Origin of the sequence: Leifsonia aquatica (assembly GCF_014190775.1) — a bacterium.
Taxonomy (GTDB): domain Bacteria; phylum Actinomycetota; class Actinomycetes; order Actinomycetales; family Microbacteriaceae; genus Leifsonia; species Leifsonia aquatica.
In genome coordinates this window covers 434,808-450,405 of record NZ_JACHVP010000001.1, presented here as the reverse complement: position 1 = coordinate 450,405, position 15,598 = coordinate 434,808, and the positions used below count along the sequence as shown (strand labels likewise).

Annotated in this window: 12 protein-coding genes and 1 pseudogene; 8 read left to right on the top strand and 5 right to left on the bottom strand. The window is 72.3% G+C overall.

The genetic code is table 11. The features are described from left to right. Window positions 1-14: 14 nt before the first annotated feature. The 5 genes and pseudogenes from FHX33_RS02060 (at window position 15) to FHX33_RS02040 (ending at window position 6,622) form a co-directional block, all read left to right on the top strand. A complete protein-coding gene (locus tag FHX33_RS02060; RefSeq protein WP_183428104.1) occupies window positions 15-914 on the top strand; it encodes a hypothetical protein in 900 nt (299 codons plus the stop codon). A 15-nt stretch (window positions 915-929) separates the two neighbouring features. Continuing rightward, window positions 930-2,120, top strand: coding sequence for an OmpA family protein (locus tag FHX33_RS22050; RefSeq protein ID WP_021764170.1), 1,191 nt, complete (start codon window positions 930-932; stop codon window positions 2,118-2,120). A 69-nt stretch (window positions 2,121-2,189) separates the two neighbouring features. Beyond that, a pseudogene (locus FHX33_RS02050) lies at window positions 2,190-2,846 on the top strand (NADPH-dependent F420 reductase); the annotation flags it as partial. A 136-nt stretch (window positions 2,847-2,982) separates the two neighbouring features. Further along, window positions 2,983-5,640 (top strand): DUF4062 domain-containing protein, encoded by a 2,658-nt coding sequence (locus FHX33_RS02045; RefSeq protein ID WP_183428102.1) that lies wholly within the window; start codon window positions 2,983-2,985, stop codon window positions 5,638-5,640. Between the two features lie 70 nt (window positions 5,641-5,710). Continuing rightward, window positions 5,711-6,622 carry a VOC family protein gene (locus tag FHX33_RS02040; RefSeq protein WP_021765204.1) on the top strand — a complete coding sequence of 304 codons (912 nt, stop codon included), beginning with the start codon at window positions 5,711-5,713 and terminating at the stop codon, window positions 6,620-6,622. A gap of 58 nt (window positions 6,623-6,680) precedes the next feature. On the opposite strand, the gene nhaA is transcribed toward FHX33_RS02040, so the two are convergent. From nhaA to FHX33_RS02025, 3 genes are all read right to left on the bottom strand, one after another. After that, on the bottom strand, window positions 6,681-8,597 hold the full coding sequence (gene nhaA / locus FHX33_RS02035) for a Na+/H+ antiporter NhaA (RefSeq protein ID WP_021765205.1): 1,917 nt from the start codon (window positions 8,595-8,597) through the stop codon (window positions 6,681-6,683). A 26-nt stretch (window positions 8,598-8,623) separates the two neighbouring features. Further along, the gene (locus FHX33_RS02030; protein WP_021765206.1) at window positions 8,624-9,967 is read right to left on the bottom strand and encodes an MFS transporter; all 1,344 of its coding nucleotides are present in this window, start codon (window positions 9,965-9,967) and stop codon (window positions 8,624-8,626) included. Window positions 9,968-10,099: 132 nt separating this feature from the next. Beyond that, a complete protein-coding gene (locus FHX33_RS02025) occupies window positions 10,100-11,173 on the bottom strand; it encodes a hypothetical protein (RefSeq protein ID WP_021765207.1) in 1,074 nt (357 codons plus the stop codon). A 72-nt stretch (window positions 11,174-11,245) separates the two neighbouring features. On the opposite strand from FHX33_RS02025, the gene FHX33_RS02020 reads away from it, so the two are divergent. After that, window positions 11,246-11,689, top strand: coding sequence for a MarR family winged helix-turn-helix transcriptional regulator (locus tag FHX33_RS02020; protein ID WP_051337062.1), 444 nt, complete (start codon window positions 11,246-11,248; stop codon window positions 11,687-11,689). An 18-nt stretch (window positions 11,690-11,707) separates the two neighbouring features. Here FHX33_RS02020 and FHX33_RS02015 read toward each other — a convergent pair whose 3' ends face one another. Beyond that, on the bottom strand, window positions 11,708-12,034 hold the full coding sequence (locus FHX33_RS02015; RefSeq protein WP_183428101.1) for a hypothetical protein: 327 nt from the start codon (window positions 12,032-12,034) through the stop codon (window positions 11,708-11,710). A gap of 68 nt (window positions 12,035-12,102) precedes the next feature. Next, a complete protein-coding gene (locus FHX33_RS02010) occupies window positions 12,103-12,654 on the bottom strand; it encodes a TetR/AcrR family transcriptional regulator (RefSeq protein ID WP_021762595.1) in 552 nt (183 codons plus the stop codon). A gap of 45 nt (window positions 12,655-12,699) precedes the next feature. Here FHX33_RS02010 and FHX33_RS02005 point away from each other — a divergent pair, with 45 nt between their 5' ends. Together FHX33_RS02005 and FHX33_RS02000 are read left to right on the top strand one after the other, a co-directional pair. Then, a complete protein-coding gene (locus FHX33_RS02005; protein ID WP_021762594.1) occupies window positions 12,700-14,394 on the top strand; it encodes an FAD-dependent oxidoreductase in 1,695 nt (564 codons plus the stop codon). Further along, complete coding sequence (locus FHX33_RS02000; RefSeq protein WP_183428100.1) at window positions 14,391-15,488, top strand: SDR family NAD(P)-dependent oxidoreductase; 1,098 nt, start codon at window positions 14,391-14,393, stop codon at window positions 15,486-15,488. Before FHX33_RS02005 ends, FHX33_RS02000 begins: the two co-directional genes overlap by 4 nt. Window positions 15,489-15,598 lie beyond the last annotated feature (110 nt).

Here is a 15,598-nt window from a genome sequence, read left to right as displayed (position 1 = left end):
CAGGAAGGACGACCATGGCCAGGGACATCGTCACCCGCCCGCCCCGCCACCGCCCGACCGTCGGGCACCTCTCCCCCGTCGCGCACGTCTTCGTGTACGTGCTGCTCGTCGCGATGCTCGCGGTGGACTACATCCTGCTCTCGCAGGCCCTCACCCTGCTGCTGCGCAACGACAGCCAGTACGGCTCGATCGGCCTGCAGATGTACGTCATCACCCTGGGCATCTCGCTCGCTGTGGTGACCCTCCCGCACGCCGTCGCGATCATCCTGCGCCGGGTGCAGTCGCGGGTCATGGCGAGGGGATGGATCCCCGCCGCCGTCGCCCTCTCCCTCGTGTGGGCGGCGCTCCTGGCCGCGATCACCGTCGCCCGGATCAAGGCGGGCATGGACGCGTCCGCGTCCGGCGGCCTCACCGGCCTCGTCGGCGGGGACACCGCCCCCGCGGCGCCCACGTTCTCGTGGACCGCGCCCGACACGATCATGGCGTTCCTCATGCTCGGCGTGCTCGCCACCTCCGGCGCCGTCAGCTTCGTGGTCGCCTGGATGACCACCAAGCCGCTGCTCACCGCGGCCGAGAAGGCGCACGCGCAGGCCGAGCGGCTGCGCGTCCACCGCGACAAGCTGCGCGGGGAGGCCGTGGCCGCCGCCGAGGCGACCCGCCTCGCCTACCAGCTCGACGCGCACGACGCCGTCCGCTACACGGGTGCCCGCGTCACCTTCCATTCCCGGGTCGACGTGGTGCGCGCGCAGCTCGGCGTCCGCCTCGCCCAGCGCGAGCGCGACCCCGAGAGCACGAGCCAGATCATCCGCGAGCTCAAAGCCCGGCGCAGCACCGCCGCGGTCGAGGCCGGACCGGGCGCGCACGCCGCGTCCACCCCGCCGGCCGATCACCCCGCCTGGCCCGCCCAGCCCTGACCTCGAGGAGCACTCGTGCCCACTCTCCCCCGCATCCGCACCGCTCTCGCCGTCGCCGGCGTGCTCGCCCTCGCGGCCGGCCTCACCGCCTGCTCATCGGCGACCGCGTCCGGCGAGGCGTGCGACCAGTCCGCCCCGCGCAACCTGGGCGTCGTCGCCGGGAGCACCGCCAACGCGCCGACGACCGCCCTGCCCGCCTCGGCCACCAGCCAGCTGAAGGCCGTCGGCGCGAGCAACGGCAGCGTCACCGTCGTCATCCCCTCCGGCACCCCGCAGGTGATGGGGACGACGCTGATCGGCTCCACCGCGCAGGACGCGATCGTGTGCCAGAACGAGCAGCGCACCAAGCTCACCCAGATCACGCAGTACATCGACGGACTGAAGGCCGCGAACCCGCAGGTCGACTTCCTCGGCGCGATCGACCAGGCCGCCCGCAACCTGGGGAAGGATCCGATGGGCGTGCTCGTCGTCGGCAGCGGCCTCCAGACCACGGACCCGCTCGACTTCGCCGGCAGCGGCCTGCTCTCGGCCGACCCGGCGCAGGTCGTCGCCGATCTGACCTCCCGCAACCTGCTGCCGACCGACCTGAAGGGCGTCACCGTCTACTGGTCGGGGATGGGCGACACCGCGGGCGATCAGCAGCCGCTCACCATCCCGGCCCGCAGCAACCTGGAGGCCATCTGGACCGCCGTCGTGAAGGCCGCGGGCGGCACGCTCTCCCTGCTTCCCGAGCCGGCCTCGGGTGGCGCGACGACCGGCCTGCCCGCGGTGACGCCGGTGCCCGTCGAGGCCGTCGCCACCAAGACGGACTGGTCGCACCCCGTCGTGATCCGCGACAGCGAGCTGCGCTTCACCAAGGACACGGCCACGTTCGCCGACCCGCCCGCGGCGCAGCAGACGCTCGCGTCGCTGGTCCCGGCCATCGAGCAGAACGGTCAGGTCGTCACCATCACCGGCACGGCCTCCAAGGACCAGGCGACGAGCAACACCGCCGACCTCGCCCTGTCGCAGCGCCGGGCGGAGGCGGTGAAGACCGCTCTCGTCGGTCTCGGCGTGCCCGCGGCCGAGCTCACCACCGCCGGCGTCGGCCACGACTGGTGCGGCTGGCGGGCCGAGACGGATGCGAGCGGCGCGTACTCCGACGCCGTCGCGGCGCAGAACCGCACCGTCGTCCTGACTTCGGCGGGTGTGGGCCTCTGCGCGTGACGTCGCTGCTCGGGAGGAGCTGCTCGGGAGGTCGCTGGATCCGGGAATGACTCGCGGCCCGCACCGGTTCGCCCGAGTATGACAACCATCGGACTCATCGGTTCCGGCCACATCGGCTCCCAGCTCGCCCGCCTCGCGGTCGCCCACGGCTACAGCGTCGTGCTGAGCAACTCGCGCGGCCCCGAGACGCTCTCCGACCTCGTCGCCGAGCTCGGACCGCAGGCGCGCGCCGCGACGCCCGCCGAGGCGGCTGCGGCCGGCGACCTCGTCGTCGTCACCGTGCCGCTCGCGGCCGAGGCGACCCTCCCCGTCGCCGAGCTCGCCGGCAAGATCGTCATCGACACGGACAACTACTACCCGCAGCGCGACGGCAACATCCCGGAGCTCGACGACGAGTCGACCACGGTCGCCGAGCGCCTGCAGGCCGTGCTGCCGACCTCGAAGGTCGTGAAGGCCTTCAACCACATCGGCGCCGCCGCCCTCACCACCGAGGGCCAGGCCGCGGGGACCCCCGGCCGCCGCGCCCTGGTCGTCGCCGGCGACGATGCCGAGGCACGCGACCGCGTCGCCGCGCTCATCGACCAGTTCGGCTTCGACGCCGTCGACATCGGCCCGCTCGCGGAGGGATGGCGCATCCAGCGCGACACCCCCGGCTACGTCACGCGCTTCGACGCGGACGGGCTGCGCGAGGCCCTCGCCGCGGCCAAGCGCTACCGCGACATGTAGCCTCCCGCACCCCCGCACATTCGGCACGAATGTCGTGAAACGCCCGCCGTTTCGCGACATTCGTGCCGAATGTGCGTCGGGCGTCCGCTGCGCGCCCCCTGTACAACCGCGCCGCGACCCCGCACAATGACGTGACATGAGCACGTCTCATGTAATCCGGACGCCCGATCAGCGATTACGCATCTTCGTCTCCTCTACCCTCCAGGAGCTGGCCGACGAGCGGCGGGCGGCGCGGCACGCCATCGAGCGCCTGCACCTCGCCCCCGTGATGTTCGAGCTGGGCGCCCGCCCGCATCCTCCGCGCGAGCTCTACCGCGCCTATCTCGACCAGAGCGACGTCTTCCTCGGCCTGTACTGGGAGCGGTACGGCTGGGTCGCGCCGGAGGAGCAGGTCTCGGGCCTCGAGGACGAGTACGACCTCTGCCCGCCCGACCTGCCGCGCCTGCTGTACATCAAGAGCCCGGCGCCGGAGCGGGAGTCCCGGCTCCGCGCGCTGCTCGACCGCATCCGCGACGACGACCGTGCCGCGTACAAGTACTTCGAGACGCCGAAGGAGCTCGCGCGCCTGGTGGAGGCCGACCTCGCCACCCTCCTCGCCGAGCGCTTCGACCAGAGCCGCCTCGTCCTCGCCGTCGCGAACGGTGTCGGCGGCGAGTCCGGTTCCCGGTCGAACGCGGACTCCGAACGCGGGATGGCCGCATCCGCCCCGGCGAGGAGCGCCCGCCTCGACGCCGAACGCCTGCTCACGCCCGTGCGCCTCCCGGCTCCCCTCACCGCCCTCGTCGGCCGCGACGCCGACGTGGCGGCGCTGCGCGGGATGCTCGCTTCCGGCACGCGGCTGCTCACCCTCGTCGGCGCGGGCGGGATCGGCAAGAGCCGGCTCGCGATCGCGGTCGCGCGGGCCGCTGCGCCCGGCTTCGACGACGGCGCCGTCTTCGTCGACCTGTCCGCCGTGCACGATCCGGAGCGCGTCCCGAATCGCATCGCGCAGGCGCTCGGCGTGCACGACACGGGAGACGCGCCGATCGCGGAGCAGCTGATCACCGCGCTGCACGACCGCCGCATCCTGCTGGTCCTCGACAACTTCGAGCAGGTGCTCGACGCGGGCCCGCTCCTCATGCGGCTGCTCGCCGAGGCGCCGGGCCTGGCGCTGCTGGTCACCAGCCGCGCGCTGCTGCGCGTGAGCGCGGAGCGCAGCTACGACGTCGGACCCCTGGAGGACGAGTCGGCGGTGAGCCTGTTCGTCGAGCGCGCCCGCGCCGTGGCGGGCGACTTCGAGGTGACAGCGGACAACGCGGAGGCGGTCGTCGGAGTGTGCGAGGCCGTCGACGGCGTGCCGCTGGCGATCGAGCTCGCCGCGGCCCGCGTGCGCGTGCTCTCACCGGCCGAGCTGCTCGACCGGCTCGACCGCCGCCTGAGCGTGCTCGTGGGAGGCTCGCGCGACCTCCCGGAGCGCCAGCAGACCATCCGTCGCACCATCGAGTGGAGCACGCAGCTGCTCGAGCCCGGGCAGCGCCGCCTGCTCTCGCGCCTCGGCGTCTTCGAGGGCGGGTTCACGCTCGACGCCGTCGAGGCGCTCGGCCATGGCGACGGGGCGGAGGACGCCGACGTGCTCTCCGACCTCGCCGCCCTCGTCGACAGCAGCCTCGTCGGCCGCCACGACGGCGACGAGCGGCCGCGGTTCTCGATGCAGGCGATCGTGCGCGAGTACGCGCGGGAGCAGCTGGAGCGGGACGGCGGGCTGACCGCCGCGCGCGACGCCCACGCGCGGTACCTGCTCGCGCTCGGCGATGCCGCGCAGGAGCCGCTGAAGGGGGCCGGCCAGCACGAGTGGATGGAGCGCCTCGGCGACGAGCGCGACAACCTGCGGACCGCCGAGCGCTTCCTCCTCGACCGTCACGACTGGGATCGGGCCGCGCACCTGGCGCTCAGCCTCTACCTCTACTGGTGGGTGACGGGTCTGCTCGGCGAGGTGCGCACCTGGATGGCGGAGGCCCTCGACGCGGGCGAACCGCTGAGCGATCGCACCCGCGCCATCGCCCTCTACTTCACCGGGACCATCGAGTTCTGGAAGGATCCCGACGGACGCGTCGCCGCCTCCCTCGCCGAGAGCGCCGACCTCTTCCACCGCGCGGGCGACGCCGACGGCGAGGGTCTCGCGCGCATCTCCCTCGCGCTCGCGCTCCTGGCGGGCGAGCGCCCCGACATCCCCCGCGCCCAGGAGGTGATGGAGGCGAGCCTCGCGCTGTTCCGCTCGACGGGCAGCGTCTGGGGCGAGTCCATGGCGCACGTGCTGCTCGGGCGGATCGCTCTCGCCCAGCAGGAGATCACCGCCGCGCAGGACCATTTCGAGCGTAGCCTCGCCCTCACCCGGCGCGACGGCGACGCGGTCGGGGAGCGGATCGCCTCCTACCACCTGGGCTGGACGCACCTCATCCGCGGCGATGTGGAGGCGGCCCGTCATGACTTCGCCCGCAGCGTCACGGTCTCCGCCGGCATCGGGCACAGCGAGGGCATCGCGTTCGGCCTGGAGGGGATGGTCGCGGTCGCCGCCCTGGCGGGCGACGCCTCCCGGGCCGGTCTGCTGGCCGGTGCCGCGCAGGCGCTCCGGGAGCGCAGCGGCACGCACAACGGGCCGACCTTCACCTTCCACCGCCGCTACCTCGACCGTCTGCTCGCCGGTCCGTCGGCGCCGGAGGTGGAGGCGGCCATGGCGGAGGGCCGTGAGCTCAGCGTGGAGCAAGCGGTCGCCGAGGCCCTCGCCGGGAATGATGCGGACGCCTCCCCGGTTTAGTTGAAGCGTCAACCATTTGGAACTATGATCGGTTGACGCGACACCATTCCGTTTCGACCGAGGACTCACGATGACCACCGACCAGCTGCTCGACGCCTCCACGCACATGGCGGCCCCCACCCTCCGCGTCGGCGACCTGGAGCTGATGTCGTCGTACTACTCCGCCGCCTTCGCCTTCGAGGCGCTCGACGAGAAGGCCGACGCGCGCGGCCGCGAGGTGCACCGCGTGCTCGGCCGCAACGGCGTGCCGATGGTGTCGCTCATCCACACGCCCGACCTCCCCGCGGTCGACCCGCGCCAGGCCGGGCTGTTCCACAACGCGTTCCTCTTCCCCGACGCCGCGAACCTCGCGGCGACCGTGTACCGCGCCGCGCAGGATCCGCGCAGCCGTTTCGTCGGCTCCAGCGACCACCTCGTCTCGGAGGCGTTCTACTTCACCGACCCCGAGGGCAACGGCGTCGAGCTCTACACCGACCGGCCCCGCGAGACCTGGAGGCGCGAGCGCGGGCAGATCCAGATGGACACCACCTGGCTCGACCCCAATGCGTACCTGCAGGCGAACCTGGCACAGGAGGTACTGGACGCCGGATCCGCGCTGAACGGGACCGTCGGGCATGTGCACCTCCAAGTCGGCGACATCGCCACGGCGCGCGCGTTCTACGTCGACGCGCTCGGTTTCGAGTCCACGCTGAGCGAGTTCCGCGGGGCCCTCTTCGCTTCCGCGGGCGGCTACCACCACCACATCGCGATGAACACGTGGAACAGCGCCGGCTCCGGCCCGCGTGCCGCGAGCCTGGGGCTCGGGGAGGTGGCGATCACCGTCCCGGCCCGCACCGAGCTGGATGCCCTGGCCGCCCGGCTGCGCGACCACCGCATCCCCTTCGCCGACGACGGCCGCTCGATCGTCGCCGCCGACCCGTGGGGCACCCAGGTGAGCGTGGTCCTGCCCGACCTGACCACCGACGAGCTCCTGACCCGCTGAGCGCGAGCGCGCCCATCGAGGCGGCACGAATTCACACGAAAACGCGCGAGACGGCGAACTATTCGCCGTCTCGCCTGCGAGCGGGTGCGGGTGCGGGTGCGGGTGCGGGTGTCGGCGCCGTCTCCTGCAGCGCCTTGATCAAGGTCTGAGCGTCGTAGGGGCCGATGTGCCGGCGGCCGTTGATGAAGAAGGTCGGCACGGCGGTGATGTCCATCGCCTCCGCGTCGAGCATGTCATCGCGGACGCGGGCCGTCACCTCGGGCGAGGCCAGGTCGGCTTCGAAGCGGTCCAGGTCGAGGCCGAGCTCCTCGGCCCGCCGCAGAATGTCGGACGGCAGCTGATGCTCCTGGTCGGCGAACAGGCTGCGCTCGAACTCGAAGAACTGCCCCTGGCGCGAGGCGGCCTCCGACGCCTCCGCCGCCGCGAGGGCGTTCGGGTGGAACCGCGTGAGCGGGGCGTGCCGCCAGACGTACCGCACGCTGTCGCCGAGCTCGGCCCGCACCTCCACCACCGATCCGGTCGCCTTCAAGCAGAATCCGCACTGGAAGTCGCCGTACTCGACGAGGGTGTACGGCGCGTCCGGGTCGCCGTAGACGTGGTCGCGCGCCGGGTCGACGGGACGCACGAGGGTCAGCCCCGCCTCCTCCTTCGGGCGCCGGGCGTCGGAGATGCGGAAGATCACGGTCGCGACCGCGAACGAGATGACGGTCGCGGCGAGCACCCCGACGCGCGCGGCGTTCTGTGCGGTCTCATCCGGGATGGCGAGGTCGACGATGAAGAGGGAGATGGTGAAGCCGATGCCGCACAGCGCCGCGCCTCCCGCGAGCCGGTCGACCGTGAGCCCGGGACCGAACTCGCCGATCCGCAGCCGCCGCATCGCGAACGTCGAGCCGAACACGCCGACGAACTTGCCGACGACCAGACCGGCGACCACACCCCACGCGAGCGGCGAGACCAGCGCGCCGGCGAGGATGCCGCCGTCCAGCCGCACCCCGGCGTTGGCGAGCGCGAACAGCGGCAGCACGACGTACGCCACATAGGGCGACCACGCCGACTGCAGCCGCTCGTTGATCGAGATGGATTCGCGGAGGCTGTTCGCCGCCGCCCGCGCGTACTCGGTGTTCGGCGATTGGCGGAAGGTCCGCGCGAGGTCGAGGGCGTGCTCCACGTCGCGCCTGTCGGGCCGGTACACCGGGATGAGCAGGGCGATCGCGACGCCCGCGAGCGTCGGATGGACTCCCGACGCGAGGAACGACAGCCACACCACGATCGCGAGCGTCGCGTACACCGGGCCGCGCCCGGCGGGCAGATACCGCGTGAGGTAGACGCCCACCAGCCCGACCGCGGCGACGATGAGCGGCAGCGGCGTGAAGTCCTTCGTGTAGACGAGCGCGATGATGCTCAGCGCACCGATGTCGTCGACCACCGCCAGGGCGAGCAGGAAGACGCGCAGCCTCCCCGTGGCGTGCGGCCCGATCAGCGCCAGCGCACCGACCAGGAAGGCCGTGTCGGACGAGATCACGATCCCCCACGCGTGCGCCTGCCCGGTCGACGCCGTGAACAGCACGAAGATCAGTGCGGGGACGGCCAGCCCGAACAGCGCCGCCACGACCGGCACGACGGCGCGCGACCAGCTCGTGAGCTCGCCGATCGCGAACTCGCGGCGCACCTCCAGCCCGACCGTGAAGAAGAAGATCGCCATCAGCGCGTCGTTCACGAGCGCGTGCAGCGTGAAGTCGAGGTGGAGGTCGCCGAGGCCGAGCGTGAGGTGCGTCTCCCAGAACGCCTCGTAGCCGCTGAACGAGATGTTCGCCCAGACGATGGCGATGACGGTCGCGGCGAGGAGCAGGACCGCGCCGATCCGGCTGCGGCCGGCCGCGCGGAACCGCTCGGCGACGGTGGGGCGCCGGTCCCGCGACGTGCCCCCGCCGTCGGGATCGGGCGAGCGCTGGATGATGGTGAGGTTGGTGGTCATGGGGTCTCCTCTGGCCGATCCGCCGATCAGGCCGGCCCGACGGGGGCGGGCTCGCGCTCGCCCTGGTACTCGGCCGACAGCAGGCGGTAGGACTTCGTGGTGAAGGCGAGCAGCGCGAGCACCACCATCGCGAGGCCCGAGAACAGGAACACCAGCGCGATGCCGCGGGCGCTCCCCTCCCCCAGCAGCCACCCCCAGGTGCTCTCGCCCGCCCCCGTCTCCATGTACGGGATGATCAGGAACTGCGCGAGCGGGGCGATCAGGAAGGCCGTGATCGGCGCGGCCGCGGACTCGAACGCCTGCGCGAACCCGAACACGCGGCCCTGGCGGCCGAACGGCACGATCTTCTGGATCACCGTCTGCTCCGACGCCTCCACCGCCGGGATGAGGGTCATGTACAGCCAGATGCCCGCCACGTAGAGCAGCCACCACTCCCGGATGGTGAAGAGCGCGCCCAGCACGCCCATCAGGGCGACGAGCAGCAGCATCGTCCGGATCGGGTTGCGACCCAGCCCGAACCTCGCCACCAGCAGGCCGCCGATGATGAACCCGGTGGACGAGATCCCGAGCACGACGCCCCACCACTCGACGGCGAACAGCTCGAGCCCGTACGGGTCCATGAGCGCCATGTAGACGCCGCCGATGAGGTTGTTGAAGGTGGAGAAGATGATGAGCGCGAAGAGTCCGGGCGCGCTCCGGATGGCCGCGATGCTCCCCCGCAGGTCCATCGACGGCGCGGCGCCCGACTCGGTCTGCGGCTGCTCCTCCGGGATCCGCAGGAACAGCAGGTGCGCGAGCGCCGCCGCGGTCAGCAGGATGGCGATGACCAGCGTCCACCCCATCCCGAGCAGTCCGATCGCGAGCCCGCTGAAGACGCTCGTGACGATGAACGCCACGCCCTGCACCGTTCCGACCAGCCCGTTCGCGTTCGCGTGCCGCTCCTCCGGCACGAGCAGCGTGACGGTGGTCGAGAGGGCGATGTTGCGCATGTTCTCCACCACCGACCCGAACAGGATGACGCCGGCGAAGATCCAGAACATCGGACCGCCCAGGTCGAGGAGCGCCGACTCGGGGAAGACGAGATAGAGCGCGCCCGCCACCGCGAACGCGACGAGCGTGATCGTGCCCGCGAACAACATCACCTGGTACTTGCGGTGCCGGTCGACGATCGTCCCGAACAGGATCGAGAACACCGCGACGAGCAGCATGTAGGCGCCGCCGACGATGCCGGTCGCGAGCACCGACCGCGTCTCCAGGTAGACCCAGAAGGTCAGCGCGAACCAGAGGAACGACGTCGTGACGTTGGCCACGGCCGTGTTCACCAGCACCTGGGCGAAGGTGCGTACTCCCGGAACGGACGTCTCCGTCATGCACAGAGGGTACGGCACCCGTGCCGCCGGTGTCAGCCCGCTGGGGGCGACCGAGGCGGCACGAATGCGCGCGAAAACCCGCGAGACGGCGAACAGTTCGCCGTCTCGCGGGCCGCTGCGCGGGGCTGCGCGCTACGCGGCGACGACCGCCTCCTCCTCGGCGGGAGTCACGACGCGGGACTCGTCGGCGAGCTGGCGGCGCCGCGCGCTCACGACGTGGGTGACCACGATGAGGAGGATGCCGGCGGTCGCCCAGAGCGCGAGGCGCAGACCCGCGAAGCCGAACGACTCGCCCGGGAAGTAGGTGAGCGCCTGGGCGGCGTCCAGCCAGGCGGCGCCGTTCCAGAACGTGTGGAGGCCCGCGAAGAGCGGCGGGGAGAGCACGGCCTGGAAGATGCCGCCCGAACTGGTGAAGTTGAGCATCACGAACAGCATCGTGAGCGCGGGCGTCGTCCACTTGCCGAGGATGGGATGCAACCCGATCCCGACGGTCACGATCCCGAAGACGTACAGCGCGCCGAGGAGCCAGATGCTCCACTCGTTGCCGGAGAGCACGCCGTAGATCGGGCCGGCCACGACGACGCCGATCCCCGCGACGACGAGGGATGTGGCCGCGGCGACAGCGAACCGCCAGCCGAGCGCGATGCGGGCCGTCACGGCCGCGACCGCGATGGCGCTCGCGTACGATCCGACGCTCAGGGCGACGAGGAGGAAGAACAGGCCCTGCCCGGTGCCGTCCTGCGCGCCGACGGGGCGCACGTCGTCCACGGTCACCGGCAGGTGCTGCTGGTAGGAGATCGGGAGGAGGAGCTTCTCGGCGGCGGAGGCCGTGGTCTCCGAGGCGGCGGAGGCGACGATGATCGTGGCGTGCGTTGCATCGCTCGCGTAGGCGGCGGCGATGTCCCGGTGCGCGACGGCGGTGCGCGCGGCGGCCTCGTCCGTGACCGTGGTGACGTCGAGCTTCTGCGGAGCGGCGTCGTTCAGCTTCTGCGCGAAGACCTCGGCCGCGGGGGTGTCGCCGACGATCGCGATCGGGAGGTCGTGCGGCTCCGGCTGGTGGAACGCGCCCAGGTAGGCCAGCGCCATCCCCGTCGCGAGGAAGAGCGGGATGAGCAGGTGCGTGCCGAGCGCCTTCCAGAAGGAGGCGGCCGGCCAGAACGACGGGCGGGGCGGGACGGTCATCGGGACGACGCGGTGGTTGGACATGACACCTTTACGGATCGGAGTTGCATTGAGCAACACCAATTGTTGCACAATGCAACGACTATGCTGAGGGGTATGGCCGCCCGAGACCCTGAGAGTGCTGACAGGAGCGCCGCCGTCGAGCGCATCCAGTCGGAGCTGACGACGATCGCCCGCCGCGGGACCGCACGCGTGCGACGCGAGGATGAGACCCTGTCGTTCGTCGATCAGTCGCTGCTCTCGTTCATCCGCGCCAACCCCGGCTGCCGTGCCGTCGACATCGCAGGGCACTTCCAGCTCAACCGCTCGACCGTCTCGCGCCAGCTCGGCGCGCTCGCGGAGTTCGGCCTGATCGCCGGCGCCGACGCGGACTCCGGTCGCGGTCACGCACTCGTGGTCACCGACCGGGGCCGCGAACTGCTCGACCGCGCGGCCGGCAGCGTGCGCGCGGCCCTCGACGAGCGGCTGACCGGGTGGTCGGCGGACGAGCTGGTGCTGTTCGCCGGGATGCTCTCCCGCTACAACGCGATCGACGGCTGACGCGCGATCGACGGCTGACTAGTGGGCCGGATCCTCGGGGTCCGATGCGCCATCCGGATCGCCCGCGTCCTCGTCCCGTTCCGCCTTCGGTCCCGGCTCGGCGTCCGGCCGGCGATCCGCGGCCGTCGCGGAGGGTGCCGACGGCCGCTGCTGCGGCGGCTTCGGGGTGCGCCGCATCTTGATCCCGACGGCGGCCAGCATCCCGACAGCCGCCACGCCGAAGAAGACGAGCCCGACGAGGAGCCACGGCTGACTCCCGGGCGCGGGCGCGGCGCCGGTCAGCAGCTCGGCGGCGGAGGGGACGGCGATGAGACGCGCGGCCATCGGGGGTCTACGGCGAGACATCGTCATCACCTCCGCGCCCCATCGTGCCGTGCGGAGGCGAACCCGTGCAACCGAGCGGCGGTCGGTGGTCAGGCGAACGCGGCGTCGAAGAGCGCGCGGGCACGGGAGGCGGTTGCCGCACGCCGCTCCGCCGGGGTGCGCGCGAGCAGGTCGGCGAGCATCTCGATCGCGAGCAGCGCGTCGGCCGGTTCGACCTGCTCGCCGACGCGGCCGGCCTCCTGGTCGCGGGCGAGCAGGGCCGAGACGATGGCCTCGAGCCGTGCACCCAGTTGCGCGGTGCCCTCGCCGAGCTGGTCGGCGTTGAGCATGTCGATGAACGCGGTGGAGACGAGCGCCTGCTCGACCACGCGGTCGAGCAGCACGTCGAGCGTGGCGTCGGGATGCGCGGCGATCGCCTCCAGCGCCGTCATGTTCTCGTCGAACACGGCGACGGCGAGCGCCGTGCGCGTCGGGAAGTGCCGGTACAGACTCCCCTGCCCGACGCCGGCCCGCTTGGCCACCGCGTTCAGCGGCGCGTTGTACCCGGCGGTGGCGAAGATCTCCCGCGCGGCGGCGATGAGCGCGCGGCGGTTCTCGGGCCCGGCGCTCGGCCCCCGGTTGCTCTTCCCCTCACCTGACACGGGTGCTAGCGTACAACCGGACACAGGAGTCCGGTTGGAGGCGTCATGGCCGTGCAATGGGATCGTGAAGTGGATGTGCTCGTCGCCGGGTCCGGCGCGGCAGGCATGACGGCGGCCGTGACGGCCGCCGATCTGGGCCTGAGCGTGCTGGTCGCCGAGAGCACCGAGCGCTGGGGCGGGACGACGATGCGCTCGGGCGGAGGCCTCTGGCTCCCCGACAATCCGGTGATGAAGCGCGCCGGAATCCGGGACTCCCGCGCCGAGGCGCTCACCTACCTGCAGGCGGCGATCGGCGATCCGGACATCCCCTCGTCGACGGTCCGTCGCGAGGCCTTCGTCGACGCGGTCACGCCGCTGGTCGAGCTGCTCTCGCGGCTCGGCGTGCAGTGGATCCCCGCCGTGAAGTATCCGGACTACTACCCCGACCGCCCGGGCGGGAAGATCGGCCGGTCCCTCGAGGTGAAGCCGTTCAACGCGCGCCGCCTCGGCGACTGGCTCGCGACCTCCCGGATCGGGGACGCCATCCCGGTGCCGCTGCGCAACGGCGACGTGTACCTGCTCTCGCGCGCGTGGTCGACGCCGTCCGGCTTCGTCGCGGGAGCCGCGTTCGTCTTCCGCACACTCGGCGGCCTGGTGACCGGCCGCAAGCTCGTCGGGATGGGCGGCGCGCTCATGCTGAGCCTCGGCGACATCGCGCGCCGGCAGGGCGTCGAGCTGCGCCTCTCCTCCCCCGTCACGGAGCTGGTGAAGGACGACGACGGCCGGGTGGTCGGCGCGGTGCTCGGCACCCCCGAGGGGCCGGTGCGCGTCCACGCCCGTCGCGGCGTCGTGCTCGGCGCGGGCGGCTTCGCGAACAACACCGCCTGGCGGCAGGAGTACCAGGGCATCCCGGGCTACAGCTCGGCGGCGGAGGGCGACCTCGGCACCGCGATCGAGCTCGGCCGCGATGCCGGGGGCGCGCTCGATTATCTCGACGACGCCTGGTGGGGTGCGTCGGTGCCGCTGCCCGGCACGCAGCCGCTCTTCGTGCTCAACGAGCGCAGCGATCCGTTCAGCATCGTGGTCGACCAGACCGGTCAGCGCTACCTCAACGAGTCCGAGAGCTACATCGACTTCGGCCACGATCTGCTCGCGCGCGACGGGATCGTCCCGGCGAACCCGTCGTGGCTGGTGCTGGATGCGCGGCACCGCCGCCGCTACATGTTCTCCGCGCTGCTCGTCGGCGGCAAGAAGTTGTTCGCCGACGGGATCGCCGTGAAGGCGGACACCCTCGACGGGCTGGCCGAGGCGATGGGTGTCGACCGGGAGACGTTCCTGGCCACGGTCGAGCGCTTCAACGGGTTCGCCCGCACCGGCGTCGATGAGGACTTCGGCCGCGGCCGCACGGCGTACGACCGCTACTACAGCGACCCGCGGGTGAAGCCGAACCCCAACCTCGGACCGATCGAGAAGGGGCCGTTCACCGCGGTGAAGCTCGTGCCCGGCGACCTCGGCACCAAGGGCGGTCTCGTCACCGACGAGCACGCCCGGGTGCTCACCGAGGCCGGCGACCCCATCCCCGGGCTCTACGCCGCCGGCAACACGACCGCGTCCGTGATGGGGCACACCTATCCCGGTCCGGGCTCGACCATCGGCCCCGCCGCCGTCTTCGGGTATCTCGCCGCACGGCACGCGGCCCTCGTCGACTCCGCCTCCTCCCCCTCCACCGCCCGCACGACCGACAAGGAAGCCAGCGCATGACCCCCAAGCCGCTCTCCGCCGACGACTCCATCAAGACCTGGCTGGACCACCCGACCGGCGGTCCGATCATCCGCGAGCTGCTCGCCGAGGCGGGTCAGAGCCCGGAGGTGCTGCGTCCGGTCAGCCGGCTCGCGCTCAAGCGCCTCATCAAGCTGAGCAAGGGGCAGTTCTCGCAGGCGATGGTCGACGACCTCGTGCGCCGCGCCAATGCGGCCGACGGCGCCGTGGATGCCGCCCTCGACTCGGCGGCCGCGTCCGCAGCGGCGGAGGCTGCCTCGCCCGAGGCCGCAGCGCCGTCCGAACCGGCCGCCCCCTCCGCGCCGGAGCCCGCCGAGTGGGCGGAGCGCATCACCCCGGGCCGCTTCGACGGCAAGACCGTGATCGTGACCGGCGCGGGTTCCGGCATCGGCCGCGCCACCGCCTCCCGCATCGCCCGCGAGGGCGGCCGCGTCGTCGCCGTCGACGTCTCGCGGGAGCGGCTCGACCAATTCGTCGCCGACCACCCGGGCGCCGACGTCGTGGCCCTCACCGCCGACATCACGGACGACGCCGGCGTCGCCGAGATCGTCCGCGCCGCCGGTGACCGCATCGACGGCCTCGCCAACATCGCCGGGATCATGGACGACATGACGCCGGTGCACGAGCTCACGGACGCGGTGTGGCGCCGCGTCTTCGCGGTGAACGTCGACGGCACGATGAAGCTCATGCGCGCGGTGGTGCCCGCCATGCTCGCCGCCGCGGCCGGCTCGATCGTCAACACCGCCTCCGAGGCCGCCCTGCGCGGATCGGCGGCCGGGGTCGCCTACACCGCGTCCAAGCACGCCGTGGTCGGCCTCACGAAGAGCAGCGCGTTCATGTACGGTCCGAGCGGGATCCGCGTCAACGCGGTCGCGCCCGGCCCGACCATCACGAACATCGAAGCGAGCTTCGGCTCCCCGCTGGGCGCCGACCGCGTGCAGACCGCCATGGCCGTCATGCCCGATCCGGCCGGCGCCGACGCGCTCGCCGCCTCCATCACGTTCCTGCTGAGCGACGACGGCGTCAACATCAACGGCGTCGTCCTGGCGAGCGACGGAGGCTGGTCGGCGGCGTGACCGGACGGCGTCACCGCGCCGCGCTTGACCGCCGCGGCACGCCCGTTGACCGTCCGCGAAGGTCCGGCCGGCGGGCGTTCCGCGGGCCCGGCGGCGCATGGGAGTCTCGG

Excerpts from the sequence above, each read along its gene's own strand:
- FHX33_RS02045 (WP_183428102.1), top strand. The coding sequence starts at position 2,983 with ATGAGCACGTCTCATGTAATCCGGACGCCCGATCAGCGATTACGCATC.
- FHX33_RS02000 (WP_183428100.1), top strand. The coding sequence starts at position 14,391 with ATGACCCCCAAGCCGCTCTCCGCCGACGACTCCATCAAGACCTGGCTG.
- FHX33_RS02020 (WP_051337062.1), top strand. The coding sequence starts at position 11,246 with ATGGCCGCCCGAGACCCTGAGAGTGCTGACAGGAGCGCCGCCGTCGAG.
- FHX33_RS02025 (WP_021765207.1), bottom strand. The coding sequence starts at position 11,173 with ATGTCCAACCACCGCGTCGTCCCGATGACCGTCCCGCCCCGCCCGTCG.
- FHX33_RS02015 (WP_183428101.1), bottom strand. The coding sequence starts at position 12,034 with ATGTCTCGCCGTAGACCCCCGATGGCCGCGCGTCTCATCGCCGTCCCC.
- FHX33_RS02005 (WP_021762594.1), top strand. The coding sequence starts at position 12,700 with ATGGCCGTGCAATGGGATCGTGAAGTGGATGTGCTCGTCGCCGGGTCC.
- FHX33_RS02030 (WP_021765206.1), bottom strand. The coding sequence starts at position 9,967 with ATGACGGAGACGTCCGTTCCGGGAGTACGCACCTTCGCCCAGGTGCTG.
- nhaA (WP_021765205.1), bottom strand. The coding sequence starts at position 8,597 with ATGACCACCAACCTCACCATCATCCAGCGCTCGCCCGATCCCGACGGC.
- FHX33_RS02060 (WP_183428104.1), top strand. The coding sequence starts at position 15 with ATGGCCAGGGACATCGTCACCCGCCCGCCCCGCCACCGCCCGACCGTC.
- FHX33_RS02040 (WP_021765204.1), top strand. The coding sequence starts at position 5,711 with ATGACCACCGACCAGCTGCTCGACGCCTCCACGCACATGGCGGCCCCC.